Raw genomic sequence first — 688 nt, 5'->3', positions numbered from 1 at the left:
ATCCGTCCGTGCGGTAAAGTTGTTGCACCATTTGGTCTGGTGCAGATGCGTGAATGCGAAATCATTGAATATGTTAAGTGAGGTTGGTGATGGGAGAGTTTAAAGGTACGCATGGCCCGTGGTTTTTTGATGAGACATTTAATGTTTATGAAGGTGACAGAGATGGACACATTTGCACTGTCACGTCATGGCTTGATGAGTCAACTGCGGATGCTAATGGCTTTTTGCTTGCAGCATCTCCTGATCTGTTATCCGCACTCCAGCGATTGCTGGAAATCTACGACGACAACTCCGGAAAAGTCTGGACAACATCAAGCAAGCGTCGCGCTCTGGATAACGCACGCGCAGCGGTTAATAAGGCATTGGGAGAAGCAAAATGAAACTTATCGACCTGTTAGTTCAAGAATTGCCTAAGCGTGGTGGGTGGCCTGAGGGGGCCGTTGAGTGCTGCCGCCATTATGGGACAAACAGCATAGATTTCTATGACGAAACAGGCAATTGGGATGATGATTGCTATCTAAAGTACGGAAAAGACTTCGCCAAGGATTGCGTTTACGAGGAGACGCTTGAAAGCCATCGTCTTCAGTCAATATCTCGCAATCAATACGAATCCGCACTCACCGCATCGCAAAAGCTAGCATGGAACGGTGAAGGACTACCGCCAGTTGGGTATGAATGTGAGTGTCAG

At 47.7% G+C, this 688-nt stretch carries 2 protein-coding genes; both read left to right on the top strand.

Annotation, left to right across the window (positions count from 1 at the left end; translation table 11 throughout):
• Positions 1 to 89: 89 nt before the first annotated feature.
• Positions 90 to 380 carry an XkdD/Y8K6 family phage-associated protein gene (locus H4O21_RS24035; protein ID WP_182812391.1) on the top strand — a complete coding sequence of 97 codons (291 nt, stop codon included), beginning with the start codon at positions 90 to 92 and terminating at the stop codon, positions 378 to 380.
• Positions 377 to 688 (top strand): hypothetical protein (locus tag H4O21_RS25530; RefSeq protein ID WP_220495844.1); only part of this gene is annotated, 312 nt, incomplete at its 3' end. The genes H4O21_RS24035 and H4O21_RS25530, both read left to right, overlap by 4 nt.

This window comes from Oceanospirillum sediminis (assembly GCF_014164585.1).
GTDB lineage: Bacteria > Pseudomonadota > Gammaproteobacteria > Pseudomonadales > Halomonadaceae > Oceanospirillum > Oceanospirillum sediminis.
This window is presented reverse-complemented; position numbering and strand designations above follow the sequence as displayed.

Excerpts from the sequence above, each read along its gene's own strand:
- H4O21_RS24035 (WP_182812391.1), top strand. The coding sequence starts at position 90 with ATGGGAGAGTTTAAAGGTACGCATGGCCCGTGGTTTTTTGATGAGACA.